Origin of the sequence: Phenylobacterium sp. (assembly GCF_041916435.1) — a bacterium.
Lineage (GTDB): Bacteria > Pseudomonadota > Alphaproteobacteria > Caulobacterales > Caulobacteraceae > Phenylobacterium.
The window spans coordinates 156158-181446 of record NZ_JAYRZM010000001.1 but is presented as its reverse complement, the minus strand read 5'-3'; the positions used below and the strand labels follow the sequence as shown (position 1 = coordinate 181446).

General features: G+C 70.4%; 23 protein-coding genes. 9 read left to right on the top strand and 14 right to left on the bottom strand.

From position 1 onward, the window contains the following. The first annotated feature begins 55 nt into the window (after positions 1 to 55). The 4 genes from ACE3TA_RS00900 to ACE3TA_RS00885 all read left to right on the top strand — a co-directional run bounded on the left by ACE3TA_RS00900 (position 56) and on the right by ACE3TA_RS00885 (position 5308). A complete protein-coding gene (locus ACE3TA_RS00900) occupies positions 56 to 2719 on the top strand; it encodes a GNAT family N-acetyltransferase (protein ID WP_374569804.1) in 2664 nt (887 codons plus the stop codon). Next, positions 2716 to 4215, top strand: coding sequence for a PAS domain S-box protein (locus ACE3TA_RS00895; protein ID WP_374569803.1), 1500 nt, complete (start codon positions 2716 to 2718; stop codon positions 4213 to 4215). Before ACE3TA_RS00900 ends, ACE3TA_RS00895 begins: the two co-directional genes overlap by 4 nt. Continuing rightward, the gene (fixJ, locus tag ACE3TA_RS00890) at positions 4205 to 4840 is read left to right on the top strand and encodes a response regulator FixJ (RefSeq protein ID WP_374571094.1); all 636 of its coding nucleotides are present in this window, start codon (positions 4205 to 4207) and stop codon (positions 4838 to 4840) included. Before ACE3TA_RS00895 ends, fixJ begins: the two co-directional genes overlap by 11 nt. A gap of 84 nt (positions 4841 to 4924) precedes the next feature. Beyond that, a complete protein-coding gene (locus ACE3TA_RS00885) occupies positions 4925 to 5308 on the top strand; it encodes a response regulator transcription factor (RefSeq protein ID WP_374569802.1) in 384 nt (127 codons plus the stop codon). A gap of 37 nt (positions 5309 to 5345) precedes the next feature. Here ACE3TA_RS00885 and ACE3TA_RS00880 read toward each other — a convergent pair whose 3' ends face one another. From ACE3TA_RS00880 to ACE3TA_RS00870, 3 genes are all read right to left on the bottom strand, one after another. After that, positions 5346 to 5927, bottom strand: a complete 582-nt coding sequence (locus ACE3TA_RS00880) for an NAD(P)H-dependent oxidoreductase (protein ID WP_374569801.1) — start codon at positions 5925 to 5927, stop codon at positions 5346 to 5348. Next, positions 5927 to 7312 (bottom strand): oxygen-independent coproporphyrinogen III oxidase, encoded by a 1386-nt coding sequence (hemN, locus tag ACE3TA_RS00875; protein WP_374569800.1) that lies wholly within the window; start codon positions 7310 to 7312, stop codon positions 5927 to 5929. The genes ACE3TA_RS00880 and hemN overlap by 1 nt, the downstream gene beginning before the upstream one ends. 91 nt (positions 7313 to 7403) lie before the next feature. Beyond that, on the bottom strand, positions 7404 to 8165 hold the full coding sequence (locus ACE3TA_RS00870) for a DeoR/GlpR family DNA-binding transcription regulator (RefSeq protein ID WP_374569799.1): 762 nt from the start codon (positions 8163 to 8165) through the stop codon (positions 7404 to 7406). A 190-nt stretch (positions 8166 to 8355) separates the two neighbouring features. Between ACE3TA_RS00870 and ACE3TA_RS00865 the strand changes: the two genes are divergently transcribed. Next, a complete protein-coding gene (locus tag ACE3TA_RS00865) occupies positions 8356 to 10701 on the top strand; it encodes a TonB-dependent receptor domain-containing protein (protein ID WP_374569798.1) in 2346 nt (781 codons plus the stop codon). A 92-nt stretch (positions 10702 to 10793) separates the two neighbouring features. Here the strand turns inward: ACE3TA_RS00865 and ccoS are convergent, their stop codons facing one another. From ccoS to ccoN, 8 genes are read right to left on the bottom strand one after another with little or no spacing between them, the layout of a single operon-like run. After that, positions 10794 to 10949 (bottom strand): cbb3-type cytochrome oxidase assembly protein CcoS, encoded by a 156-nt coding sequence (ccoS, locus tag ACE3TA_RS00860; protein WP_374569797.1) that lies wholly within the window; start codon positions 10947 to 10949, stop codon positions 10794 to 10796. After that, positions 10946 to 13081, bottom strand: a complete 2136-nt coding sequence (locus ACE3TA_RS00855; RefSeq protein WP_374571092.1) for a heavy metal translocating P-type ATPase — start codon at positions 13079 to 13081, stop codon at positions 10946 to 10948. Before ACE3TA_RS00855 ends, ccoS begins: the two co-directional genes overlap by 4 nt. A gap of 35 nt (positions 13082 to 13116) precedes the next feature. After that, positions 13117 to 13596, bottom strand: a complete 480-nt coding sequence (locus ACE3TA_RS00850; RefSeq protein WP_374569796.1) for a FixH family protein — start codon at positions 13594 to 13596, stop codon at positions 13117 to 13119. A 2-nt stretch (positions 13597 to 13598) separates the two neighbouring features. After that, positions 13599 to 15107, bottom strand: coding sequence for a cytochrome c oxidase accessory protein CcoG (ccoG, locus tag ACE3TA_RS00845; RefSeq protein ID WP_374569795.1), 1509 nt, complete (start codon positions 15105 to 15107; stop codon positions 13599 to 13601). 9 nt (positions 15108 to 15116) lie between these two features. Beyond that, positions 15117 to 15983, bottom strand: a complete 867-nt coding sequence (gene ccoP / locus ACE3TA_RS00840) for a cytochrome-c oxidase, cbb3-type subunit III (protein WP_374569794.1) — start codon at positions 15981 to 15983, stop codon at positions 15117 to 15119. Further along, positions 15970 to 16149 carry a cbb3-type cytochrome c oxidase subunit 3 gene (locus ACE3TA_RS00835; RefSeq protein ID WP_374569793.1) on the bottom strand — a complete coding sequence of 60 codons (180 nt, stop codon included), beginning with the start codon at positions 16147 to 16149 and terminating at the stop codon, positions 15970 to 15972. Before ACE3TA_RS00835 ends, ccoP begins: the two co-directional genes overlap by 14 nt. Next, positions 16146 to 16883, bottom strand: a complete 738-nt coding sequence (gene ccoO / locus ACE3TA_RS00830; protein WP_374569792.1) for a cytochrome-c oxidase, cbb3-type subunit II — start codon at positions 16881 to 16883, stop codon at positions 16146 to 16148. Before ccoO ends, ACE3TA_RS00835 begins: the two co-directional genes overlap by 4 nt. A gap of 14 nt (positions 16884 to 16897) precedes the next feature. Further along, the gene (gene ccoN, locus ACE3TA_RS00825) at positions 16898 to 18379 is read right to left on the bottom strand and encodes a cytochrome-c oxidase, cbb3-type subunit I (RefSeq protein WP_374571090.1); all 1482 of its coding nucleotides are present in this window, start codon (positions 18377 to 18379) and stop codon (positions 16898 to 16900) included. A 302-nt stretch (positions 18380 to 18681) separates the two neighbouring features. Between ccoN and ACE3TA_RS00820 the strand changes: the two genes are divergently transcribed. Continuing rightward, positions 18682 to 18963, top strand: coding sequence for a hypothetical protein (locus ACE3TA_RS00820; RefSeq protein WP_374569791.1), 282 nt, complete (start codon positions 18682 to 18684; stop codon positions 18961 to 18963). Positions 18964 to 19033: 70 nt separating this feature from the next. After that, positions 19034 to 19945, top strand: a complete 912-nt coding sequence (locus tag ACE3TA_RS00815) for a ribokinase (protein WP_374569790.1) — start codon at positions 19034 to 19036, stop codon at positions 19943 to 19945. A 6-nt stretch (positions 19946 to 19951) separates the two neighbouring features. Here the strand turns inward: ACE3TA_RS00815 and ACE3TA_RS00810 are convergent, their stop codons facing one another. From ACE3TA_RS00810 to ACE3TA_RS00800, 3 genes are all read right to left on the bottom strand, one after another. Beyond that, the gene (locus tag ACE3TA_RS00810; protein WP_374569789.1) at positions 19952 to 20857 is read right to left on the bottom strand and encodes an AraC family transcriptional regulator; all 906 of its coding nucleotides are present in this window, start codon (positions 20855 to 20857) and stop codon (positions 19952 to 19954) included. 79 nt (positions 20858 to 20936) lie between these two features. Further along, the gene (locus ACE3TA_RS00805) at positions 20937 to 22022 is read right to left on the bottom strand and encodes an acetamidase/formamidase family protein (RefSeq protein WP_374569788.1); all 1086 of its coding nucleotides are present in this window, start codon (positions 22020 to 22022) and stop codon (positions 20937 to 20939) included. Positions 22023 to 22086: 64 nt separating this feature from the next. Next, on the bottom strand, positions 22087 to 23304 hold the full coding sequence (locus ACE3TA_RS00800; protein WP_374569787.1) for an aromatic ring-hydroxylating dioxygenase subunit alpha: 1218 nt from the start codon (positions 23302 to 23304) through the stop codon (positions 22087 to 22089). Positions 23305 to 23576: 272 nt separating this feature from the next. Here ACE3TA_RS00800 and ACE3TA_RS00795 point away from each other — a divergent pair, with 272 nt between their 5' ends. Both ACE3TA_RS00795 and ACE3TA_RS00790 read left to right on the top strand, forming a co-directional pair. Next, positions 23577 to 24434, top strand: coding sequence for a TauD/TfdA dioxygenase family protein (locus ACE3TA_RS00795; RefSeq protein WP_374569786.1), 858 nt, complete (start codon positions 23577 to 23579; stop codon positions 24432 to 24434). Further along, positions 24434 to 25279, top strand: a complete 846-nt coding sequence (locus ACE3TA_RS00790) for an oxidoreductase (protein ID WP_374569785.1) — start codon at positions 24434 to 24436, stop codon at positions 25277 to 25279. The genes ACE3TA_RS00795 and ACE3TA_RS00790 overlap by 1 nt, the downstream gene beginning before the upstream one ends. Positions 25280 to 25289 lie beyond the last annotated feature (10 nt).

Sequence of the window (25289 nt, the reverse complement as noted above, 5' to 3'; positions counted from 1 at the left end):
TGATCATGGCCGCGACGCGCCCTTTGGATTTCTTCCGCGCCCAAGGAGCCCGAAGATGACCACACGGAACTTCCATGCTCTGTTCGAGCCTGCGGCGATCGCGCTGGTGGGCGCCAGCAACACGCCGGGCTCGGTGGGAGAGGTGCTGGCGCGCAACCTCCTGGAGAACGGCTTCGCCGGGCCGGTGCTGCCGGTCAATCCCCACGCCGAGGCCGTCCGCTCGGCGCTGGCCTACAAGTCGGTGGCCGACCTGCCCGTCACCCCGGACCTGGCGGTGATCGCCACACCCGCGCCGACCGTGCCGGACATCGTCGCCGAGCTGGGCGCGCGCGGCTGCCGCGCGGCGGTGGTGATCAGCGCCGGCTTTTCCGATCAGGGCCTGCACCAGCGCCTGCTGGACGCGGCGCGGCCGCACCTGCTGCGCGTCGTCGGGCCCAACTGCCTGGGCTTCATTTCGCCGGCGCGCGGGATCAACGCCAGCTTCGCCCAGCTCACGCCCAAGGCCGGCGACATCGCCCTGGTGGCCCAGTCCGGCGCGATCGCCGCCGCGGCGCTGGACTGGGCTCAGGGGCGCGGCATCGGCTTCTCCCACGTGGTCACGCTCGGCGACATGGCCGACGTGGATTTCGGCGACGTGCTCGACTACTTGGCGCTCGACCGCGCGACCAAGGCCATCGTGCTCTACGTCGAGAGCATCACCGACGCGCGCAAGTTCATGACCGCCGGCCGTATCGCCTCGCGCGCCAAGCCGGTGGTGGTGATCAAGTCCGGACGCAGCGCCGCCGGCGCCAAGGCGGCCTTCTCCCACACCGGCGCGCTGGCCGGCTCCGACGCCGTCTACGACGCGGCCATCCGGCGGGCCGGCATGCTGCGCGTCGGCGAGCTGCGCGAGCTGTTCGATGCGGTCGACACCCTGGGCGCCGGCGCCTGGGTGCGCGGCGAGCGCCTGGCCATCCTCACCAACGGCGGCGGGGCGGGCGTGATGGCGGTGGACGCGCTCTCCGCCCACGGCGGGCGCCTGGCCGACCTGGCGCCGGAGACCATCGAGGCCCTCGACGGCGTGCTGCCCGCCGCCTGGTCGCACGGCAATCCGGTGGACATCATCGGCGACGCCCCGCCCGAGCGCTACGCCGCCGCGCTGGAGACCGTGCTCGCCGACAAGAACGCCGAGGCGCTGCTGATCCTCAACTGCCCCACCGCCGTGGCCGACAGCACGGCGGCGGCCGAGGCGGTGGTCAAGGTGCTGGAGAGCCGGCCCAAGGGCCGCGTGCGCCGGCCGATCCTGACCTGCTGGCTGGGCGAGACCAACGCCGCGCCGGCCCGCCGGCTCCTGAGCGAGCACGGCTTTCCCACCCACGAGACCCCGGACGAGGCCGTGCGCGCCTTCATGCACATGGTCGACCACCACCGGAACCAGGAACTCCTGCTGCAGACGCCGCCGGCCAGCCCCCAGGCGGCCGAGCGCGAGCGGGCGCGCCAGGTGGTCGACGCGGCCCTGGCCGAGCAGCGCGACACCCTGACCCCGCTGGAGGCCGAGGCGGTGCTGGAGGCCTACGGCGTGCCGGTGGTGCGCAACGCGGTGGCGGACACGCCCGCCGAGGCCGCCAGGCTCGCGCGCAGCATGAGCGGGCCCTTCGCGCTGAAGATCCGCTCGGCCGACATCAGCCACAAGTCCGACGTGGGCGGCGTGGTGCTGGGCCTGGCCGACGCCGAGGCGGTGGAGATCGCCGCCCACGCCATGCTGGCCCGCGTCACCCAGGCCGCGCCCGAGGCGCGCCTCGGCGGCTTCCTGATCCAGCCGATGGCCGAGCGGCCGCACGCCCGCGAGCTGATCGCCGGCCTGGCGGTGGACCCCACCTTCGGCCCCATCGTGCTGTTCGGCTCCGGCGGCATCGCCGTGGAGGTGATGCAGGACCGGGCCGTGGGCCTGCCGCCGCTCAACCGCGTGCTGGCCCACGAGATGATCGGCCGCACCCGCGTCTCGCGCCTGCTCAAGGCGTTCCGCGACCGCGACGCCGTCGACGAGGACCTGGTGGCCGAGGTGCTTGAGCGCCTGTCCATGCTGGCCATCGACATTCCCGAGATCGCCGAGCTGGACATCAATCCGCTGCTGGCCGACGAGCACGGCGTCCTGGCGCTCGACGCGCGCATCCGCCTGGCCCAGCCCAAGGCGCGCTTCGCCATCCGCCCCTATCCGTCGGACCTGGAGGCCACGCTCACCCTGGACTCCGGCGAGAAGGTCACCGTGCGGCCGATCCGGCCGGACGACGCGCCCGGGCTGGAGCATCTGGTGGCCAGCTCCTCGGCCGAGGACGTGCGCCTGCGCTTCCACGGGGGCCTGCGCACCCTGCCCCACGCCCTGGCCGCCCGCCTCAGCCAGATCGACTACGACCGCGAGATGGCGATCGTCGCCGTCGACGAGCAGGACGCGATCGTCGGCGTCTCCCGCGTCATCGCCGATCCCGAGGGCGAGGCCGGCGAATTCGCCTTGTTCGTCCGCACGGATCATCAGAAGCAGGGGCTGGGGCGCACCCTGCTTCGATCCATTGTCGAATACGCGCGCCGCCGTAATCTGAGCTGCGTCTGGGGAGACGTGATGAGCGACAACGACCGCATGCTGACCTTGACCGACGCGGTGGGCTTCAAGCGCCACACCTCGGAGGACCCGCGCCTGGTGCGGGTGGTCGTGCGCTTCGAGCCTGAGCCGGCCGTCCAGTGACGGCGACGCCCCTGGCGGCGCGCGAGCCGCGCCCTCCCCGCTCGGCGTTCTTCGGCTACCTGCTGGCCCTGGTCGCGACCGGCGCGGCGGCGATCGCGCGCCTGGCCGTCGCGCCGTGGATGCACGACGCGGCCCTGTTCGTGCTGTTCATCCCGGCCGTGTTCGTCTCGGCGATCTGGGGCGGACTCGGGCCGGGCCTCGTGGCCGTGGTGCTGGGCGGCGTCGCCAGCCTGACGTTCGGCGGCGGCGACGCGCTGGCCCAGCCGGCGGAGCTGGTGAGCCTGGCCGTCTACGTGACGCTCGGCCTGGTGATGTCGGTGCTCGGCGAGCGCTCGAAGCGGTCGAACGAGCGCGCGGCGAACCTGCTGGACCACCTGCGCGCCCGCGAGGCGCACCTGCAGCTCATCCTCGACACCGTGCCGGACGCCATGATCGTCATCGACGCGCGCGGCGTGATGCAATCGTTCAGCGCCGCGGCCGAGCGCATGTTCGGCTGGAAGACCGAGGAGGTGATCGGGCGCAACGTCAGCATCCTGATGCCCCAGCCCTATCGCGGCGCGCACGACAGCTACATCGGTCGCTACATGACCACCGGCGAGCGGCGCATCATCGGCATCGGCCGGGTGGTGGTCGGCGAGCGGCGCGACGGCTCGACCTTCCCCATGGAGCTGGCGGTGGGCGAGCTGAAGTCGGCCGAGGGACGCTACTTCACCGGCTTCGTGCGCGACCTGTCCGAGCGCCAGGAGACCGAGCGGCGGATGCAGGATCTGCAGTCCGAGCTGGTCCACGTCTCGCGGCTCACGGCCATGGGCGAAATGGCCTCGGCCCTGGCGCACGAGCTCAACCAGCCCCTGTCGGCCATCGCCAACTACATGAAGGGCAGCGTGCGCCTGCTGGACCAGCCGTCGCCCGACCTGGAGAAGGTGAAGTCGGCCCTGGCCAACTCCGGCGAACAGGCCCTGCGCGCGGGCCAGATCATCCGCCGGCTGCGCGATTTCGTGGCCAAGGGCGAGAGCGAGCGGCGCATCGAGAGCATGCCGCAGCTCATCGAGGAGGCCGCCGCGCTCGCCATGGTCGGCGCCAAGGAGCACGGCGTGCGCCTGCGCATGTCCATCGACCCGCGGGTGGACCGGGTGCTGGCCGACAAGGTCCAGATTCAGCAGGTGCTGCTGAACCTGATGCGCAACGGGGTCGACGCCATGGAGGAGTCGCCGCGCCGCGATCTGCTCGTCACCGCCCGCCCGGTGGGCGAGGACATGGTCGAAACCGCCGTGGCCGACACCGGTCCGGGCGTCAGCGAGAAAATCCGCGATCAGCTCTTCCAGCCCTTCATCACGACCAAGCAACAAGGTATGGGCGTAGGCTTGTCGATTTCGCGCACGATCATCGAGGCCCATGGGGGGCGGATTTGGGTCGAGCCGAATGACGGCGGCGGCGCGGTGTTCCGCTTCACCCTGCCCGCCGTGCCTGCGGGAGACCTGGCGGCTGGTGACTGAGACCGTAGTGCATGTGATCGACGACGACGACGCCATGCGCGAGTCGCTCGCCTTTCTGCTCGACACCGCGGGCCTGCCGGCCCGCACCTACGATTCGGCCGCCGAGTTCCTGGAGCAGGCCCAGAGCCTCACCGAGGGATGCATCGTCACCGACGTGCGCATGCCGGAGATGAGCGGGCTGGAGCTGGTGCAGCGCCTGAAGGAGCGCGGCGTGACCTTGCCGGTCATCGTCATCACCGGCCACGGCGACGTGCCCCTGGCGGTGCAGGCGATGAAGGCCGGCGTCATCGACTTCCTCGAAAAGCCGTTCAGCGACGACGCCCTGCTGGGCGCCATCCAGTCGGCGCTCAAGGCGCCCGCGCCGACCGCAGGCGGCGGGACCGAGACCCGCGACACCGAAGAGACCCGCCGATTCGAAGCCCTCGTCGCCGCGCTCTCGCCGCGCGAGGAGGAGGTGTTCATGGGCGTGGTGGCGGGCAAGGCCAACAAGGTGATCGCGCTGGAGCTGGGCATCAGCCCGCGCACGGTCGAGGTCTATCGCGCCAACGTCATGACCAAGACCGGCGCGGCCAATCTGTCGGAACTGGTCCGCATGGCGCTGCTGGCCGGGGTGCGCGTCGACTAACCCATTGGATCAGCGCCGGTTGTCGCAAGGGCCGGGTTGCGCTGGATCAATGAGCCCCGCGAGGGGCGCCCTAGCATCAGGGTCATGTTGCAGGCCCTGCCCCCACGCCCGACCGTAGTGCTCGTCGACGACGACACGGCGCTGCGCACGGCGCTGAAGTTCTCGCTGGAGATCGAAGGCTACCAGGTCGAGGCCTGCGAGAGCGGCGAAGAGCTGCTGGCCGCCAAGCTGCCCACCTCCCGCGCCTGCCTGGTGCTCGACTACAACCTTGGAGGCATGGACGGCCTCGCCGCCCTGACCGAGCTGCGCCGGCGCGGGGTAAACCTGCCCGCCCTGCTGATCACCAGCCATCCGCGGCTGACCGTGCGCCTGGGCGCCGAACACGCGCACGCCAAGATCGTCGAAAAGCCCCTGCTGGGCGACGCCTTGCTGGGCGAGATCCACACCGCCCTGGCCTCGGCTTCCTGAATCCGGCTTCGCCCGTGTCCGGCTTCGCCCGCCGCGCTCAGGACGCCGACGCGCCCAGCGCCTCCACCTTGCGCAGCCAGCCCTCGCGGCGCGACGGCGCCACCGCTTCGACGCCGCCCAGGACGGTGCTGCGGATCGGGCCGACGCCGCTGATCCACAGCAGGCCCCGGGTCAGGCTCTTCAGCCCATAGCCGCCGAACACCAGGCGGAACACCGCCGCCGGCATGCCCATGGTGACGATCATCCGCGCCGAACGGCCCTTGAGCAGGCCCTGGACGTGGCTGTCCGAGCCGGACAGCGCCACGCCGTAGCGGAACACCTGCTCCAGGAAGCCCTTCAGCAGGGCCGGCGGCCCGCCGATCCACAGGGGGAAGATGAAGACCAGGTGGTTGGCCCACTTCAGCGAGGCCTGCGCCTCGGCGACCACCGGCGGCGGCGCGCCCTGCGTGAAGTCGGCCTGCGAGCGGATCAGCGGAAAATCGAGCTGGCCCACGTCGATGCGGCGCACCTCGTGGCCGGCCCGGTGCGCGCCGCGCACATAGGCGTCGGCCAGCGCCGAGCAGAGCCGTTCGGAGCGCGCATCGGGGTGGCCGTTGATCACCAGGATCCGGTCGACCATCACAGCGCCTTGGAGTGACGCTGGGCCTCCGGCGCGTAATAGGCGTCGAACGCCGCGCAGATGGTGCGGACCAGGAGCCGCCCCGTCTCGGTGACGAAGAGCTTCGGCCCTTCGATGGTGAGCAGACCGTCGCGGGTCATCGGCGCCAGGCCGGCGACCTCGGCCTCGAGCGTGCGCCAGTCGCGGCCGTGGCGCGCGCTCACCTGGGCCAGATCGACCTGCAGGTCGCACATCAGCCGCTCGATGATCTCGCCGCGCCAGCGGTCGTCCTCGCTCAGCGCCACGCCGCGCACGACCGGCGCGCGGCCTTCGTTCACCGCCTTGCGCCAGCCCAGCTCCTGGGCGTTGTTCTGGGTGAACCCCTGCGGCAGCGAGCTGATCGCCGAGGCGCCGAAGCCCAGCAGCGTGCCCGCCGTATCGGTGGTGTAGCCCTGGAAGTTGCGGTGCAGCCGGCCCTCGGCCTGGGCGATCGCCAGCTCGTCGCCCGGCAGGGCGAAGTGATCCAGGCCGATGCGCACATAGCCTTCCATGGCCAGGAGCTCGGCGGCGGCTTCGCTCTGCTCCAGCCGTTCGGCCGGGCCCGGCAGCGCCTTCTCATCGATGAGCTGCTGGTGCGCCTTCATCCAGGGCACGTGGGCGTAGCCGAACAGGGCGATCCGCTCGGGCCGAAGGGCGATGACCTGGTGCACCGTCGACAGGGTGTTGGCCACCGTCTGCTCGGGCAGGCCGTACATCAGGTCCAGGTTCACCGAGCGCACGCCGGCCGCGCGCAGCCAGCCGACGCAGCGGGCGATGTCCTCGAAGCGCTCGGGCCGGTTCACCGCGGCCTGCACGTTGGGCGACAAGTTCTGCACGCCCAGGCTCGCGCGGTTCAGGCCGTGATAGGCGGCCGCCTTCACCCAGTCCTCGGTCAGCACCGCCGGGTCGAGTTCGGCGGCGATCTCGGCGCCGGCCTCCAGGCGGAAGACGTGGCGCACCGCCTCGAACAGCACGCGCATGTCCTCGCGGCTCAGCATGTTGGGCGTGCCGCCGCCCAGGTGCAGGGCGCTGGCCCGAAGGCGGCCCGGCAGCACCGGCTCGGCCAACGCCAGCTCCTGCACCAGATGGGTCACATAATCGCTCACCGCCTCGGGGCGGTTCACCGCGCGGGTGTTGCAGCCGCAGTACCAGCACAGCCGCGCGCAGAGCGGCACGTGGACGTAGAGCGAAACCGCCTCGTCGGCCGGCAGCTCCGACAGCCACCGCCCGTAGGTTTCGGCGTCCACCTCCGGGGTGAACTGCACGGCGGTGGGATAGCTCGTGTAGCGCGGAACGCGGCCGTCGTACTTGTCGACCAGCGCCATCAGCGCGCTCGTGTGGGCTTTCAAGGGCACGACGACGGACAAGGCGCTCCTCCGGATTGAGGCCGCCACAATCGCTTCGGCGCGCTTCGAACGCGCTGATCTAGATCAACCCGCGTTCACCCTGCCGCGAGGCTCAGCCGGCGACGTGCACGCGCACCCCGGCGGCCTCGGCCGCCGCGCGGATATCGGCGGGCGGCTCCTCGTCGACGATGAGGTCGTCCACCTGCGCGAAGCTCGCCGTGTGCACCGCGCCCACGCGGCCGAACTTGCTGTGGTCGGCCACCACCGCCACCCGTCGCGCATCCGCCAGCAGCGAGCGCTTGAACTGGGCCTCGTCCACGTGGAAGTCCAGGAAGCCCCGCTCGGCGTCGATCGCGCCGATGGACAGGTAGGCGATGTCCGGCACGAAGCGCCCGGCGAAGGCGACGGCGTCGGCGCCGAAGGCGGCGCGGTGGTCGACGTTGACCTCCCCGCCGGCGAAGAACAGCCGGTTGTTGTCGCGCCCCAGCACTTCGCGCGCGACCTCCAGCGAATTCGTCACGATGGTCAGGTTCCGCGGCCGCACCAGCGCCTTGGCGGTCCAGAAGGTCGTGCTGCCGGAATCCATCATCACGGTCATGCCGTCCTCGACCAGGCGCACGGCCTGGGCCGCCACCCGCCGCTTGGCCTCGGCGTTCTCGTTCATGCGGATTTGGTAGGGCGCCTCGAACAGGTTGTCGGGCAGCCGCACTCCGCCGTGCACCTTGTAGGCCCGCCCGCTCGCCTCCAGGCGCCGCACGTCGCGGCGGATGGTTTCCTCGGACACGCCGAACTTGAGCGCCAGTTCGCCGATGGCGCAGGCGCCCCTGGACTGCAGCAGGTCGAGAATCTCGGCCAGCCGATCGAGCTGAGTCATGCCGCCACCGGCGCCTCCCGTTCGAGCGCGCTCTAGCTCACCCGTGTGCGGTCGGCAACACGGGCCTGTGGGAATCCCACATAAACCCACATAATTCACGCTGATCCAGTCATGCTGTCACATGTCTGTCGTGCGCCGTCGCTAGCGGTCCCCCCGCGCCTGAGAGAGCGGGCCGCTGAAGGAGACGGGGATGAACAAGTGGATGATGGGGGCGGCCGTGGTCGCCCTGAGTCTGGCCGGCGCGCAGGCGCGCGCTGCGGACGGCGCGGGGGCCGACGCGACCGCCGGAACGGTCGACGAGCTGGTGGTGACCGGCGCGCAGGAAGTCTATGCGAGCTCGGTGGTCCAGCAGCCGATGATGGAGCGGCAATCGGCCCTCTCCAGCGCCAACGACGTGCTGAACGAACTGCCCGGCGTGCTGGTCACCGAGGCCGACACCTTCGGCTCGTCCGACTGGGGCACGTCGATCACCATGCGCGGCTTCGTCTCCAACCGTGACGAACAGCAGATCGGCACCACCATCGACGGCCTGCCCAACGGCGGCTCCGGCTACGGCGGCGGCTCCAAGGCCAACCGCTACATCGACGTGCTCGACCTGAAGACCGTCGAGGTCTCGCAGGGCACCGCCGACATCGCCTCGCGCTCGAACGAGGCCCTGGGCGGCACGCTCAACTACGTCACCTCTGATCCGGAGCACGAGCAGCGCGTGCGCGTGACGGTCGCGGGCGGCGACTACGACGCGCGCAAGTACTACGTGCGCCTCGACACCGGCGAGATCGCCCCGGACACCTACGCCTGGATCAGCGCCTCCTCGGCGCGCAACAGCGACTGGATCGACGGCTCGGGCAAGACCACCCGCGACCACGCCGCGGCCAAGATCGTCAGCCGCTTCGCCGGCGTCGACCTCACCGGCTACCTGTCCTACGACAACGCCGACGAGTCCGAATACAGCAGCATCTCGCCCGAGCAGTTCGCGGAAAACCCCGGCTGGGACCGCCTGACCGGAACCTGGACGGGCGTTCCCTACATCGACCAGGCCTACCGCTCCGGCTCGCGGGCCCTGCGCGACAACACCTTCGCCTACCTGCGCGGCAAGTTCGACGTGGCTGAGGTCAAGGTCACGCTCACCGGCTACGGCCACATGATGAACGGCCGCGGCGACTGGCTGCCGCCCTACCTGGTCGACGTCACCGACAATGGCTCGGCGCCCAACACCGAGTTCCTCAGCGGCACGACGATCCTCGGCGGCTCGGCCCTGGGCAAGATCTACTTCGTCACCCCGACCGGGGCCACGGCGACGATGATCCCCGGCTGCGCCGGCACGGCGGGCATCCCGGCCGAGTACGACCCGACCTGCTACGCCTCCGACTCCCTGGCGGTGCAGTCCTACCGCCACACCCACTACCGCAACCGCCGTTACGGGGTGACCGCCGACGCCGAGTGGCGCCACGTCTTCGGCCAGGTCGACAACACCCTGCGCGGCGGCCTGTGGCTGGAGCACGGCAAGTCCAACTCCACCCGCGACTGGCACAAGCTGATCGACACGCGCATCGGCTACGCCTTCGCCGACAACCCCTACTGGATCCAGTACAGCACCGACTACGAGACCGACGAGACCATGTACTACGTCGAGGACGTGGCGGTGGTCGGCCCCCTCACCGCGCGGATCGGGGTCAAGCAGTTCTTCATCGACCAGAGCCGCCAGGAGCTGATGAACGACAAGTTCCACATCAGCCTGAACTCGCAGTCTGACCCGCTGATCTCCACGGGCGTGGCCTACCAGACCCCGATGGACGGCGTGGTGCTGTTCGCCGGCTTCTCGCAGAACTACGCGGCGGTGCCGCGCGGCGTCCTGGGCGCCTCCGACGCCCTGTCGGTCAAGACCGTGAAGAACGAGACGGCCGACAACATCGAGCTCGGCGCGCGCATCGCCCGCGGCCCGCTGAGCGCCAACCTGACCCTCTACAAGATCAAGTTCGACAACCGGATCGTCTACGTGCCCTCGGGCTTCGTGACCGGCATCGACTATCTGTCGGAGGTTGACGGCGTCTACCAGAACCTGGGCGGGATCGAGAGCAAGGGCCTCGAGGCGGCCGCCTCCTACGCCTTCGCCAACGGCCTGAGCCTGTCGGGCGCCTACACCTACAACGACGCGAGCTATCTCGGCAGCGGCGACGCCGCCCGCGACGCCGAGCTGGGGATCGTCCAAGGCGCCCAGGTGGCCGGCTCGCCCAAGCACATGTTCGTGGGCTCGCTCGACTGGCGCGGCGACGTCTGGAAGGCCGGCATGTCGAGCAAGTACATCGGCGAGCGCTTCCTCGACAAAGCCGGCTCGGTGAAGGCCGACAGCGTGGTGCTTACCAACGCCTACGTCGGCGTGGCCGGCGAGGCCGTCAATCCGCTCCTGAAGGGCTTCGACCTGACCCTGACGGTGAACAATCTGACGGACGAGAGCTACCTGGCTGGCGCGGACGGCTCGACCGCCTTCATCGGCGCGCCGCGCACCGTGACCATCGCCCTGACGGCGGACTTCTGATCCGAGCCCCTTGGGATCGGTCCGCCCACGCGGGGGCGCCTCGGCGGAAACGCCGCGGCGCCCCTAGCTTTTTGGAGAGCCCGGATCGGCGCCTAGAGCGGCCGGTCCTCGGGATCGTCGATGAGGATGCGCGCGGCGTCGCCCGCCGGGTCGTCGTACTGGCCGCTCTTCAGCGTCCACCAGAAGGCGCCCAGGCCCACCACGGCGATGAACAGCGAGATCGGCGCCAGGAACAGGACGATGCTCATTTCGACCTCCCCGCGAAGTGCATGCGAAGCGCGTTGAGCGTCACCGTGATCGACGAACCCGACATCGCCAGCGCCGCCACGAAGGGATTGACCAGCCCCAGCACCGCCGCGGGCGCGGCCACGGCGTTGTAGACCGCAGCGAAGCCGAAGTTCTCCAGGGCCCGGCGGCGGGCCGCGCGGGCCACGTCGATGGCGTCGACCACGGCCATCAGCTCCTCGCCGGAGAAGATCAGGTCGGCGGCGTTCTGGCTGGCGTCCAGCGCCGTGCCCGGCGCCATGGCCGCATGGGCCTTGGCCAGCGCGGCCGTGTCGTTCAGCCCGTCGCCGACCATCAGCACCTTGCCGCCGGCGGCCGTCGCGGCCTCCACGGCCTCAGCCTTCTCGGCCGGCGTCAGGCCCGCGCGCCAGTCGTCGATCCCCGCTTGGCGGGCGGCCCGCTCGACCGGCCCGGCGCTGTCGCCGGACAGGACGCGCACGGAAAGCCCGCGCCGGCGCAGCGCCTCCACCGCCTCGGCCGCGTCGGCGCGCAGGTGGTCGGTGAAGCGCAGGCGGATCTTGGTGTCGTTCTCGAAGCCGAACCACAGCTCGGTCTCGCTGGCCTCGCCCGCCGGCGCGCCGACGAACACGGCCCGGCCCAGGCGCGCGCGCCGTCCGTCGATCAGGCCCTCGACCCCCTGCCCGGCGAACTCGATCACGCCCTCGGCCGAAGGTCCGGGCCCGGCCTCGGCGGCGAGCGCGCGGGCCAGCGGGTGAGCCGAGGCGCGGGCCAGCGGCGCGGCCATGGCCACCACGCTGGCCGGCGCGTCGATCAGGCGCGGGCGGCCCTCGGTGAGCACGCCGGTCTTGTCCAGCACCACCTGGTCCACCTCGGCCAGGCGCTCCAGCGCCGCGCCGGACTTCACCAGCACGCCCTTGCGGAACAGCCGGCCCGAGGCGGTGATCTGCACCGCCGGCACCGCCAGCCCCAGGGCGCAGGGACAGGTGATGATCAGCACGGTCACCGCCCGCAGCAGCGCCTCGCGCGGGCCCAGGCCCAGGGCCCAGCCGCCGGCGAAGGTCAGGGCGGCCACCGTATGCACCACCGGCACGTAGAGCGCCGCGGCCTTGTCGGCCAGTTGCACGTAGCGCGACTTCGACTGGGCGCCGGCCTCCACCAGCCGGGCGATCTCGGCCAGGGCCGAGTCCTCCGAGCGGGCGGTGGCGCGGATGCGCAAGGTCCCGCTCAGGTTCACCGCCCCGGCCCGGCAGGCCGAGCCCGCGGTCACGTCCACCGGCGCGGTCTCGCCGGTCAGCAGGGCGTTGTCGAAGGCCGAGCTTCCGCTCTCCACCACCCCGTCCACCGGCACCCGCTCGCCCGGCCGCACCACCAGGACGTCGCCGGTCATCACCTCGCGCAGGGGCGTCACCCGCTCGTGTCCGTCGGCGCCGACCACGGCGGCCGTGGGCGCCTGCATGGCCAGCAGGTCGGAGGCCGCGCTGCGGGCCGTGGCGCGCAGCCGGTGGTCCAGCCAGCGGCCGATCAGCAGCAGGAACAGGAGCGAGATCGCCGCGTCGAAATAGGCGTCGCGGCCGCCCAGGATCGTCTCGGTGAAGCTGATCAGCAGGGTCAGGATCACCGCGATCGAGATCGGCACGTCCATGTTGGCCCGGCCGCGGCGCACCGAGCGCCAGGCGGACTCGAAGAACGGCATGCCGGCGAAGATCGCGCAGGGCGCGGCGATGATCGCCGACAGCCACTGCATCACCTCGCGCGTGGCCGGCCCCAGCTCCTGGCCGAACAGTCCGGCCCAGACGGGCACGGAGAACATCATCACGTTGCCGGCCCCGAAGGCGGCGACGGCGAGCGCCAGCGACAGCCGCCGGCCCTCCTTGTCCTGCGCCGCCTGGGCCTGGCCGGGATCGAAGGGCGCGGCCGGATAGCCGGCGTGCTCCAGGGTCTGGATCACGGCGACCGGATCGCCCGCCTGCCCCTCGAAGGCGACCACCAGCTTGCCGGTGGTCAGGTTCATCCGCGCCTGCGACACGCCGGGCAGCGCGCCCACCTCCCGCTCGATCTTGGCCAGGCAGCCCGCGCAGCGCGCGCCCTTGACCAGCAGTTCGAGCGTGCGGCCGCCGTCGTCGCGGGGCCGCATGAAGGCGGACAGGTCCGCCCCGGCGAGACCGTAGGTCAGGGCCACATCAGCCTCCGCTGGCCTTCGAACCTGTGGCCGGCGGCGTCGGTGGCGTCGAAGCTCAGGTCCCAGGCGCCGGCGGTCACGCCCGGATGGGCCCGGTAGACGCCCGGCGACACCTCCTTGAACGCCGGCGTCAGCCGGCCGGTCTCGGTGGCGGGCCGCTCGAGCTTGCAGTTCAGCCGCAGGCCCTCGACCGGCTGGCCCAGCCGGTCGACGACGCGGATCATCACCGCGCCCTCCTCCACGCTGGCCGCGGCGCGCCAGCCCAGCCGCTCCTGCGAGGCCATCTGCGCCAGGGTCTTGTTGTAGACGATGCCGTCCTCGTAGGGCGTCACCGAGACCTGGCCGGGGAAGGTGCCGATGGCGGCGGTGATCATCACCGCGTTCACCGCCGACACGACGCCGAAGAAGGCCACCAGAATGACCAGCACGTGCCAGCCGCGCAGGCGAAAGCCCGAAGGGGTGTCCGTCATGCTCATTGTTCGTTCGCAGCTCCCGAAAGGAACACCGTCTTGGTCTGCACGACCTGGCCGTCCGTATGGACCTCGAAGGCGCCCGGCATGTTCGGCCCGGTCAGGCTGTCCTCAGGCGCGGTGACGAACACGCGGATCGCCCGCACCTGGTTGGGCTCCAGCGTGATCTTGAAGTCGGCCGTGGTCGCCTGCTCGCCCGGCGTGCGCAGCTTGGCGCCGTCGATCCCGGTGAAGCTGATCACCGCCTCATGCGGCTCGAAGGTGCGGTTGGAGACCTTCAGGGTGTAGCCGTCACGGATCGAGCCGTCGTGCAGGCGCACGAAGGTGGGGTTGCGGTCGCGCAGCACGTGCAGCTCGAACTGCGGCCGGTTCAGGAAGCCCCACAGCATCACCGCCGAGACCACGGTCAGGGCGACGGCGTAGTAGATCGTGCGGCCCCGCAGCAGGCGATAGACCGCCGGCTGCTTGGCCTCGCGCGCCAGCACCGCCGCGTCGGTGTCGTAGGCGATCAGCCCCTTGGGCCGGTCGATCTTCACCATCATCTCGTTGCAGGCGTCGATGCACAGGCCGCAGTTGATGCACTCGAGCTGCGCGCCGTCGCGGATGTCGATGCCCATGGGGCAGACCACCACGCACTGGTTGCAGTCGATGCAGTCGCCCCGGCCTTCCCAGGAGGCGCCCTTCTTGTGCGGGCCGCGCGGCTCGCCGCGATCGCGGCGGTAGGTGACCTGCAGGCTGTCCTTGTCCAGCATGGCCCCCTGGATGCGGGGCCAGGGGCACATGTAGGTGCAGACCTGCTCGCGCATGGTGCCGGCCAGGAGATAGGTGGTGGCCGTCAGCACCGCGCAGGAGAGGTAGGCGGTCATCGGCGCCTGGCCCACCCAGAACTGGCGGATCAGGGTCGGCGCGTCATGGAAGTAGAAGATCCAGGCCCCGCCGGTGCCGAAGGCGATGCCCAGCCACACGGCGTGCTTGCCGACCTTGCGCCAGAGCTTGTTGAACGACCAGGGAGCCGCGTCCAGGCGCATGCGCGCGTTGCGGTCGCCCTCGAACAGCCGCTCCACATAGATGTAGAGGTCCGTCCAGACCGTCTGCGGGCAGGCGTAGCCGCACCACAGGCGGCCGAACAGCGCCGTCGTCAGGAAGAGCGCCAGGGCCGCCATCACCAGCAGGCCGGTGATGAAGTAGACCTCCTGCGGCCATAGCTGGATGAAGAAGAAGTAGAAGCGGCGGCCCGTGAAATCCACGAGCACGGCCTGGTCCGGCAGCCCGCCTGGGCGATGCCACCGGATCCAGGGCGTGACGTAGTAGATCGTCAGGGTCAGGACCAGCAGCGCCCACTTGATGTTGCGCCACTGGCCATGGACCAGCTTCGGATAGATCTGCTGGCGCGCCTGGTAGAGCTGGCCGTGGGTCTCGCCCTTGGCCCGCGTCTTGGCGGCCACAGAGACCGGCCCATGCTCCTCGCCTTGGGCGTCCTTGGGCTTGGTCCGGTCGATGACGACAGTCATTTTGACTACCTACTGACCCCCGGCGTTGGCGTGAATATACACCGCCAGGGCCTTGATGGTTTCAGGGTCGAAACGGTGACCCCAGGCCGGCATCACGCCGCCCCGGCCGTTCCAGATCTGGCCGCGGATGCTGTCGCGGTCGGACCCGTAGAGCCAGTCGGCGTCGGTCAGGTCGGGCGCGCCGACCTTCTGATCGCCCTTGCCCTGGGGCCCGTGGCAGACCGAGCACTGCTCCTGGAAGATCGGAGCGGCGCGGGCCACGGCCTTGGCGTCGGCCTTGCGGCCGGACAGGGACACCACGTACTCGGTCAGATCGTCGATCTGCGGCGAGGTCAGCATCTGGTCCTTGCCGAAGGCCGGCATCTGCGAGAACCGCGTGTTCGGGTCGTCCGAGCGGACGCCCACCTGCAGGGTGTGCTGGATGTCCTCCAGCGTGCCGCCCCACAGCCACACGTCGTCGCGCAGGTTGGCGTAGCCCTTGCCGCCGGTGCCGCCGGCGCCGTGGCAGGTGGCGCAGTTGTCGCCGAAGATCGACTGGCCCACCTGCAGCGCATAGGCCTGCAGGTCGGGGTTCTGCTCGATCTGCTCCAGCGTGGCGTTCTTCAGCTTGGCCGCGCCCGCGCCGCGAACGGTCTGCAGGTTGGCCAGCTCCTTGACCACGTTGGCCCGGTCGGACTCGCCGCGCATGCCGTGGGTGTAGCCATGGATCCCCGGCCAGGCCGGCATCAGCACCCAGTAGACGATCGCCGCGACGATGCAGGCGTAGAAGACCCACAGCCACCAGCGCGGCAGCGGATTGTCCAGTTCGCGGATGCCGTCCCACTCGTGACCGGTGGTCTCGACGCCCGAGATGTCGTCGATCTTACGGTCGGACATTTTCATCCTCATGGTCTTCGAGCGGAAGCTGGGCGAGGCGCTTGAAAGCTTCCTTGTTGGAGGGCCAGAGCGCGTAGGCGCAGCCAACCGCGAAAATGATGGCGAAGTAGATCATCCCGCCCTGTTGGACGAAGCGGGAGACCATCTCGTAGGTGAGGCCGCTCATCTCAGGTTCTCCGGGTTCTCGGCTTGGTACGTCTTGAAGTCGACCAGGGTGCCGAGCATCTGCAGGTAGGCGATCAGCGCGTCCATTTCGGTGACCCGGTCCGGATCGCCGTCGAAGTCGCGTTGCTGCACCTTGTCGCCGTAGCGCTTCTTCAGGGCGGTGCCGCCCGCGGAGAACGGATCGGCCTGGGCCTGAAGGTCGGCTTCGGCGTTGTCGATCATCTCCTGGGTGTAGGGCACGCCCAGCCTGGTCATGGTCTCGACCTTGGCCTTGATGTCGCGGGCGTCGAGATCCTTCTTGGCCAGGAAGGCGTAGGGCGGCATCACCGATTCCGGCACCACCGAGCGGGGGTCGATCAGGTGGTCCCGGTGCCAGGCGTCCGAATACTTGCCGCCCACCCTGGCCAGGTCAGGCCCCGTTCGCTTGGAGCCCCACTGGAAGGGGTGGTCGTACATGCTCTCGGCGGCCAGGCTGTAGTGGCCGTAGCGCTCCACCTCGTCGCGCAGCGGGCGGATCATCTGCGAGTGGCAGAGATAGCAGCCCTCGCGGATGTAGATGTCCCGGCCCTCCAGCTCGAGCGGGGTGTACGGGCGCATGCCGTCCACCTTCTCGATGGTGCTCTCCAGGTAGAAGAGCGGGGTGATCTCCACCAGGCCGCCGATCGAGACGACGATCAGGATGCCCAGCACCAGGAGCAGCGAGTGACGTTCGAGTTTGGCGTGATGTTTCCACATGACGGCAACCCTCCCTATTCAGCCGCGACGAGCGCGGGGGCGGGGCCGTCGTTCGCCTTGGCCGGAACGGTTCCCGGCATGCGGACGGTGCGCCACAGGTTGTAGGACATGATCACCGCGCCGGTCAGGTACATGAGACCGCCCAGCATGCGGATGACGTTTTCAGGATGCTTGGCCGCGACTGTCTCGACGAAGCTGTTGGCCAGGAAGCCTTGCGGCGTGTACTCGCGCCACATCAGGCCTTCCATGATGCCCGACACCCACATCGCGCAGATGTAGAGCAGGATGCCCGTCGTCGCGATCCAGAAGTGCCATTCGACCAGCTTGGTCGAGTACAGGCGGTCCTTCTTCCAGAGCCACGGCACCATGCAGTACATCGCGCCGAAGCTGATGAAGCCGACCCAGCCCAGCGCGCCGGAGTGCACGTGGCCGATGGTCCAGTCGGTGTAGTGGCTGAGCGAGTTGACCGCGCGGATCGACATCAGCGGGCCCTCGAAGGTGGACATGCCGTAGAAGGCGATGGAGACCACCATCATCCGGATCACCGGGTCGGTGCGCAGCTTGTCCCACGCCCCCGACAGGGTCATCAGGCCGTTGATCATGCCGCCCCAGGAGGGCATCCACAGCATGATCGAGAAGGTCATGCCCAGGGTCTGCGCCCACTGCGGCAGGGCCGTGTAGTGCAGGTGGTGCGGGCCGGCCCAGATGTAGATGAAGATCAGCGCCCAGAAGTGAACGATGGACAGGCGGTAGCTGTAGACCGGCCGCTCCGCGCGCTTGGGCACGAAGTAGTACATCATCGCCAGGAAGCCGGCGGTCAGGAAGAAGCCCACCGCGTTGTGGCCGTACCACCACTGGGTCAGGGCGTCCTGCACGCCGGAGAACAGCGAATAGCTGCGGTGGTTCAGCAGCCCGACCGGCAGGGCCAGGTTGTTGACGATGTGCAGCATCGCGATCGTCACGATGAAGGCCAGGTAGAACCAGTTGGCCACGTAGATGTGGGGTTCCTTGCGCTTCCAGATCGTGCCCAGGAACACCAGGAGGTAGGCCACCCAGACCACCGTCAGCCACAGGTCGGTGTACCATTCGGGCTCGGCGTATTCGCGCGACTGGGTGACGCCGATCAGGTAGCCGGTCGCCGCCAGGACGATGAAGAGCTGGTAGCCCCAGAAGACGAACCAGGGCCAGACGCCGCCGGCCAGCCGGGCCCGGCAGGTGCGCTGGACCACGTAGAAGGACGTGGCGATCAGCGCGTTGCCGCCGAAGGCGAAGATCACCCCCGAGGTGTGCAGGGGGCGCAGCCGGCCGAAGTTCAGCCAGCCGGCCTCGGGGAAGTAGAAGATCCTCGGCCATGAGAGCTGGCTGGCGATCACCACGCCCACCAGGAGGCCGACGACGCCCCAGAACATGGTGGCGATGACGCCCGCCCGGACCACGCCGTCGGAGTAGCGGTCCTGCGGCGAGCGCAGACCGCCGCCCGACAGGGCCACCGTCATGACCGCGAGGGCCGCGACGAAAGCCCCCAGGAAGACATATCCGTGGAAGCGGAAGAGCGGATCTTGGGTGAAGGCCGTCGCCAGGAGCGCGCCGAATGCGCAAACCCCTGTCAGGACGTAGAGGATGACGGCGTCTAGCGGCGCGTCATCCAATTTGGCGGCTAGTTGTTTCATTTCGCCCCCGGGCGGAATCGTTTGGAATTTGGGGTTCTTCGCGTGCGGCGGCGCCGGTGGCCTTGATTTGAGTCAAGGTCGACAAGCGCTTGATGTCGCAGCATTCTGGATAACAGGATTCTTCGGAGATGAGCGCCGTGGCCCAGATCGACATGAGCAAACTGCGGATGGCCGGGGCCGGCGTGGCGATCGTCGGCTCGGCCGTCAGCGCCGAACTCGCGTGGCTGCACGCCAAGACCTTGTCGGCGTTCGGCGTCATCTGCGGCGGGCTCGCGCCGCACTGCGGCTGGTGCGTGGCCACCGTCGGCTTCGCCGCCGTCGCCGTCGCCGCCCTCACCGTCGAATGGCGCGAACGCCGCCAGGCCGCCGTCCCGGTCAAGGTCAAGGCCGAGCGCGCGCCGGAGCGCTAGGGCCGGCCGCCGGCCTTTCGATCTGTCCGATCTGCTGTAAAGCTTGTCCCGTTCAAACGGAGGGACCGGCGTGAGCGTCTGCGTACTGGGCGGCATCAATCTCGACTACGTGGTCAAGGTCGCGGCCCTGCCCGCGCGCGGCGAGACCGTGTCCGGGCGCGAGCTGGCCACCACGCCGGGCGGCAAGGCCGCCAACCAGGCGGTCGCCGCCGCCCGCTTCGGCGCCCCCACGCGGCTGATCGGCGCGGTGGGCCAGGACGCCGCCGGCGCCCAGATGCTCGCCTTCCTGGCCCGGGCCGGCGTCGACCTGACGGCCGTGGCCCGGATCGAGGGCCAGCCCACCGGCCAGGCGTTCATCACCCTGGACAATCGCGGCGGCAACACCATCGTCGTCGCCTCCGGCGCCAACGCCGCCTGCCTGGACGAGCACGTCCTCGCCCAGGACCTGTCGGACGCCCGCGTGGTGCTCGCCCAGTTCGAGGCGACCCTGCCGGCGATCGAGGCCCTGTTCCGCTCGCCGCAGACCGCCGACGCGGTGAAGATCCTCAACGCCGCCCCCGCGCTCCTGGAGGGCGCGCCGCTGCTGCCGCTGGCCGACGTCCTGATCGTCAACGAAACCGAGCTCGCCCGCTTCGCCGGCCTCGACGACGCCCCCTCCACCCAGGCGGCGGTCACCGCGGCGGCCCGCAACCTGATCGCCCGGCCCGACCAGACGGTGGTGGCCACCCTGGGCGCGGAGGGCGCGGTCGCCGTCACCGCCGGCGAGACCCTGCACGTGCCCGGCCGGCGCGTCGACGCGGTGGACACGGTGGGCGCCGGCGACTGCTTCTGCGGGGTGTTCGCCGCGGCCCTGGCCGAGGGCTACGGCCTGGAGGACGCGATGGTGCGCGCCAACGCGGCGGCCTCGATCTCGGTGCTCAGGCCGGGCGCGGCGCAGTCCAGCCCCAAGCGGGCCGAGATCGACCGGCTGGTCGGCGCCTGAGCCGGCTCAGGCCGCGACGGCCGTCGCCGCCTCGCCCGCCGCGGCCGCCCTGCGGTACTCCCGGGGCGGCAGGCCGTACTGGTCGCGGAAGGCGCGGCTGAAGTGGGCCGAGCCGTTGAAGCCCCAGCGGAAGCAGATCTGCGAGATGGAAAGCTGCGCGCACGCCGGGCTCGCCAGGTCGGCGCGGCAGCGCTCCAGCCGGCGCGTGCGGATGTAGCCGGAGAAGCTCTGGCCGGCGGACTCGAACAGCTTCTGCAGATAGCGCGGCGAAACCCCGTCCTCGTCGGCCACCCGGCGCAGGGTCAGGTCCGGCTCGGCCAGCAGGGTCTCGATGGTCTGGCAGACGCGATGCAGCTGCACCGCCCGCGCGCCCGCCGCGCCGCCCTGCGCCGCCGGCCCGCCCTCCAGCGCCAGGCTCGCCACCAGGAACTCGGTGAGCGCCAGCTCCACCGGACGAAGCTGGTCGGAGGTCAGGTCCTCGAGCGCCTCGGCCGTGGCCCGGAGCAGCCCGGAGAAGACGTGGTTCACCCCCGAGCCCGCCGCCAGCCGCCCGACCCTCAGCGCGAAGGGCGCGAGCAGCCGGTGGTCCAGCGCCACCCTCGGCGCGGTGATGAACAGGAGCCGGAACTTCGTCTCCAGCCGCAGCGAGGCGGCCATGCCGGTGGGCCCGTAGATGATGTCGCCCGGGGCCGCCTTCACCTCGCGCGCCCCGTCCCAGAGCACCGCCTGGCCGTCCAGCAACTGGGCCAGCCACACCGCGGCCGGCTGGTCGGGGTTGCGCCCGCTGATCTCCTGCGGGGTCGAGGCCACCACCGCGAACTCCATGCCCATCGGCGAGGTCAGGCACGAGACCTGGGCGCGGAAGGGCTCGGCCTCGGGCAGCACGCCGACCGGCAGGCGCAGACGAGTCATGGCGTCGCGCCAGGCTTCGCGGCGCTCTTCGCGAGGATAGGTGTCCGTCGTGAACTGCCAGGCTTTCAACCCGTTGAACCTATTTCTTGACGCCCGTCTGAGGTCCGAAGATGTCGCGGGGCATGCGCACGTGGATTCCCTGGCGGCCGTCCACCACCTGGGTCACGCCGAAGTCCGCGGCCACGCTCATCAGGGAATAGGCGTCGTTGGCCGACAGTCCCCGGTGCTCGGTGAGCAGGCTCAGCATGTCCATCGAGGCCTGGCGCATGGCCACGTCGAGGTCCTCGTCGAAGCCGTGGACGATCCAGTTCTTCGGCGTCTCCAGCAGCGGCGAGCGGAAGCTGAAATCCTTCCTCACGATCACCTGGAACAGGACGTTCAGCGAGGCCTCGATGGCCGTGCCGGAAAGCTCGCCGTCGCCCTGGCTGACGTGCGGGTCGCCGATGGAGAACAGCGCCCCCTCCACCTGCACGGGGTAGTACATCACCGCCCCTGCGCCGATCCGCCAGTTGTCGATGTTGCCGCCGTGCAGCCCCGGCGGGATGGTCGAGACCCGGCCGGTGACGTCCGGCGCCACGCCGGCCGTGCCCAGGTGCGGACGCACCGGCACGCGCACCCCCGCCAGCGCCGGCTGGCGGTCGCACTCGGGGCAGCGGGTGACCGTGCCCGGCGTCAGGTACTTGCCAGGAAAGTCGTAGGCGTAGAGCGCGCTGGCGGTGTTGGTGTTCGGGTCGAGCTCGTAGATCGTCACCCGCTCCTTCTCGCCGAACTCCTTGTAGAGGTAGCCCCAGTTGGCGGCCAGGTTCGAGCCGTAGCGGAAGCGCGGGACCATCGACAGGTAGCGCACCTCCAGGATGTCCCCCGGCTGGGCGTCCTCGATGAAGATCGGCCCGGTCATGATGTGCACGCCCGGATAGCGGTCGGTCGCCGGCACCTCGTTGAAGATCCGCGCGATCTTCTCGTCGAACATCAGTTCCGGATCGTCGCCCGCGTGGTGGGTGACGGCTTCGGCGCGGATCAGGTCGCCGCTCTTCACCTTCAGCACCGGCGCCACCGACGGGTCGAAGTAGCCCCAGTGCACCGTCTCGGGCACGGCCGACAGGTGGTGCAGCGCGCCGGGAACCGTGTCCGGGCGAACGCCCTCCGCCTCGCAGATGAAAGCCATGGGCTGCTCCTTCAGGCCGCGTCGGCGGCGGGGATGGATGTTGCGGGGGTCACCGGGCGGGCGCTCACTCGGCCGCGGCCGGCAGGCTCTGGCCCTTCATCCGCCCCCAGGCCTCCTGGTAGCGGGGCGTGAGCCAGCGGTTGAAGGCGATCTGCGCGCCCTCCTGCCAGGAATAGCGGCCGCGGATCGCGTAGCGCGAGCGCAGGCCCACCTGCACCAGCCCGTCCACGTGCAGGTCCTGGGCGATGATGGCGTTGGCCGCGGCCATGTTCATGCCGAGCTTGTGCTCGAAGGCCGGGTCCTGCATGGCGCCCGGCGCGAACAGCAGGCCGGTGTCCATCTCGTGGGTCTCCGGGCCGTCGGCGCGCAGGATCAGGTAGATCACCATGTCGCTCGTCACCACCAGCGACAGGGTCGGCGGGATGTTGGCGAAGGTCATCCGGCCCCGCTCCACCTCGCCCAGCCCCGGGAACACCGGCAGGAGCGCCTTCTGGGTGACGTTGAAGCTGGCGTCCGGGTGCAGGGTGCCGTTGAAGCGCAGGTAGCCGGCCGAGCCCTCCGGCGGCTCGGGGAACACCGACTGGGCGCTGGGCACGAAGTCGTGCAGCGGGCCCTGGTGCAGACGGCTGGCGTGGTAGCCGTCGTTGTTGTTCTCGAACATCACCTTCCAGTTCCAGGGGAACTTTCCGGGCGCGTCGGGAACCGGGCCCTCGGCGTTGGCCAGGTCGTAGGGCGCGAGGGCCTCCTCGATGTCGGCCAGGCGCGGGGCGAGCGGGGCCGCCTCCAGGTCGAAGTTGATGAAGATGAAGCCCAGCCACACCTCCACCTTGAAGCGCGGCAGGTGGATGGAGGCCTTGTCGAAGTCGCAGGTGCGCTCCATCGCCGGGGCGTTCACCAGCGCCCCGTCCAGGCCGTAGGTCCAGTGGTGGTAGGGGCACAGGAAGCCGCGGGTGTTGCCGCGCCCCTCGGCCACCAGCATGGCCCGGTGCTGGCAGACCGACGACATCGCCACCAGCTCGTTCTTGCGCGTGCGGGCCACGATGATCGGCTCGCCGACGATGTGGCTGGTGAAGTAGTCGCCCGGCTCCATCACCCAGGCTTCGCGGCCGACGCACAGCCATTCGTGGTTGAACACCGCCTCCTTCTCGAACTCGTAGAAGTCGCGGTCCACGTAGCAGGCCGGCGGCAGGGTCTCGGCGGTGTCGAAGGCCCGCGTGGACGACGACAGGCCCTCGAAGAAGGCGTCGGACAACAGGGGCTCGGCGAAGGCGCGGGCGGTCATGGCGATCCTCTGCGCGGCTGGCGAAAACGTGGGAAAACGCTACGCCCGCCCCCCTCCCCGGTCTTGCACCAGGGCGCACGACAAGTTGGTCGTCGGCCGATGAAACGGGGCTTGCGCCGCCTTTGCGGGCGCCGTTGATCGCCGGGTGCGCAGATCGTCCCGCCGGGCGTGGGCGGGCCTGCGCGCGAGGCAAAGGAACGGGCGTTCCCGGGCAAGACGAACGACCCTGTCCGGGGCTAGCTTGGGCCGCGATCTAGACGAGGAGAGCCCTCATGAGTGAAGCCGCCGTCGCCCTGCGCACGCGCCCCCTCGGCCCCGGTTTCGGCGCCGAGATCGAGGACGTCGACATCCACACCGCCGACGAGGCGACCCTCGATGCGGTGGTCGACACCTTCCACAGGCACGGGGCGATCCTGCTGCGCGGCCAGACGCTCGATCCGGCCGAGCTCACCGCCTTCATCGGCCGCTTCGGCGAGCCGGAGGACCACACCCAGAAGCAGTTCACCCTGCCCGGCTATCCGAAGGTGTTCGTGCTCTCCAACCGCGTCGTCGACGGCAAGCCGATCGGCGCCCACAACGACGGCGTCGGCTGGCACACCGACTACAGCTACAAGGCCGAGCCGGTGATGTGCACCATGCTCTACGCCGTGGAAGTGCCGCCGGAGGGCTCCGACACCCTCCTGGCCGACCAGTGCGCGGCCTGGGACGCCCTGCCCGCCGAACGCCAGGAGCAGCTCAAGGACCTGAAGCTGCACCACAGCTACCAGTACTTCATGGAGACGCGGGAATACGGCCGCCAGACCCTCTCCGAGGAGCTGAAGGCCCAGAACCCCGACGTGATCCACCCCCTGATCCGCACCCACCCGGCCGACGGGCGCAAGGCGCTGTGGGTCTCCACCGGCACGGTCAAGGAGATCGTCGGCATGCCCAATCCCGAGGGCCTGCAGCTCATCGACGAGCTGGTGGAGTGGGTGACGCAGGACCGCTTCGTCTATCGCCACAAGTGGCGCGAGGGCGACGTGCTCGTCTGGGACAACCGCTGCACCCTGCACACCGGCACCCTCTACGACGACACCAAGTACTACCGGCTGATGCACCGGCTGTGGGCCAAGGGCGACAAGCCGTTCTGATGGGCGAGACGCGCGTGACCAAGTCCTGGTTCATCACCGGCGTCAGCTCCGGCCTCGGCCGCGCCCTGGCCGAGGCCGCCCTCGCCCGCGGCGACAAGGTGGCCGGCACCGTGCGCAAGGCCGCCGACGCCGAGGCCCTGGCGGCCCTGGGCCCGGGCGCCCTGCCGCTGGTCGTCGACGTCACCGACGAGGCCGGCGTGCACGAGGCCGTCGGCCGGGCGGAGGCGGCCTTCGGCGCGATCGACGTGCTGGTCAACAACGCCGGCTACGGCCTGATCGCCGCCGTCGAGGAGGCGAGCCTCCCGGAGACCCGGGCCCAGTTCGAGGTCAACGTCTTCGGCGCCCTGGCCGCGATCCAGGCCGTGCTGCCGGCCATGCGCGCCAGGGGATCGGGCCACATCGTCAACGTCACCTCGGTCAGCGGCCTGGCCGCCTGGTCGGGCACCGGCGTCTACTGCGCCTCAAAGTTCGCCCTGGAGGCCATCGGCGAGACCCTGGCCCAAGAGGTCGGGCCGATGGGGATCAAGGTCACCAACGTCGCCCCCGGCGGCATGCGCACCGACTACGCCGGCCGCTCGCTCACCCGCGCCCAGCGGCTGATCGACGCCTATGAGGCCACCGCCCACGAGGCCCCGCGCCTCCTGGCCGGGCACGCCGGCCACGAGAGCGGCGATCCGGCCAAGGCCGCCGCCGCGATCCTGAAGATCGCCGACCTGGACGCCCCGCCGCTGCACCTGCTGCTCGGCGCCGACGCCATCCACTACGCCACGCGCAAGATCGGCGCCCTGACCGCCGAGATCGGCGACTGGGTCGCGCTCTCCACCGGCATCGCCTTCGACGACTGAACGGCCCCGT

Bases quoted from the DNA above. Each gene is read 5' to 3' on its own strand.
- ACE3TA_RS00805 (WP_374569788.1), bottom strand. From the start codon at position 22,022: ATGGCTTTCATCTGCGAGGCGGAGGGCGTTCGCCCGGACACGGTTCCC.
- ccoG (WP_374569795.1), bottom strand. From the start codon at position 15,107: ATGACTGTCGTCATCGACCGGACCAAGCCCAAGGACGCCCAAGGCGAG.
- ACE3TA_RS00885 (WP_374569802.1), top strand. From the start codon at position 4,925: ATGTTGCAGGCCCTGCCCCCACGCCCGACCGTAGTGCTCGTCGACGAC.
- ACE3TA_RS00790 (WP_374569785.1), top strand. From the start codon at position 24,434: ATGGGCGAGACGCGCGTGACCAAGTCCTGGTTCATCACCGGCGTCAGC.
- ACE3TA_RS00870 (WP_374569799.1), bottom strand. From the start codon at position 8,165: ATGACTCAGCTCGATCGGCTGGCCGAGATTCTCGACCTGCTGCAGTCC.
- ccoP (WP_374569794.1), bottom strand. From the start codon at position 15,983: ATGTCCGACCGTAAGATCGACGACATCTCGGGCGTCGAGACCACCGGT.
- ccoN (WP_374571090.1), bottom strand. From the start codon at position 18,379: ATGACGGTGGCCCTGTCGGGCGGCGGTCTGCGCTCGCCGCAGGACCGC.
- ACE3TA_RS00810 (WP_374569789.1), bottom strand. From the start codon at position 20,857: ATGACTCGTCTGCGCCTGCCGGTCGGCGTGCTGCCCGAGGCCGAGCCC.
- ccoS (WP_374569797.1), bottom strand. From the start codon at position 10,949: ATGAGCATCGTCCTGTTCCTGGCGCCGATCTCGCTGTTCATCGCCGTG.
- ACE3TA_RS00835 (WP_374569793.1), bottom strand. From the start codon at position 16,149: ATGAGCGGCCTCACCTACGAGATGGTCTCCCGCTTCGTCCAACAGGGC.
- ACE3TA_RS00800 (WP_374569787.1), bottom strand. From the start codon at position 23,304: ATGACCGCCCGCGCCTTCGCCGAGCCCCTGTTGTCCGACGCCTTCTTC.
- ACE3TA_RS00880 (WP_374569801.1), bottom strand. From the start codon at position 5,927: ATGGTCGACCGGATCCTGGTGATCAACGGCCACCCCGATGCGCGCTCC.
- ACE3TA_RS00865 (WP_374569798.1), top strand. From the start codon at position 8,356: ATGAACAAGTGGATGATGGGGGCGGCCGTGGTCGCCCTGAGTCTGGCC.
- ACE3TA_RS00795 (WP_374569786.1), top strand. From the start codon at position 23,577: ATGAGTGAAGCCGCCGTCGCCCTGCGCACGCGCCCCCTCGGCCCCGGT.
- ACE3TA_RS00850 (WP_374569796.1), bottom strand. From the start codon at position 13,596: ATGACGGACACCCCTTCGGGCTTTCGCCTGCGCGGCTGGCACGTGCTG.
- ACE3TA_RS00820 (WP_374569791.1), top strand. From the start codon at position 18,682: ATGAGCGCCGTGGCCCAGATCGACATGAGCAAACTGCGGATGGCCGGG.
- ccoO (WP_374569792.1), bottom strand. From the start codon at position 16,883: ATGTGGAAACATCACGCCAAACTCGAACGTCACTCGCTGCTCCTGGTG.
- ACE3TA_RS00900 (WP_374569804.1), top strand. From the start codon at position 56: ATGACCACACGGAACTTCCATGCTCTGTTCGAGCCTGCGGCGATCGCG.
- ACE3TA_RS00855 (WP_374571092.1), bottom strand. From the start codon at position 13,081: ATGCGGCCCCGCGACGACGGCGGCCGCACGCTCGAACTGCTGGTCAAG.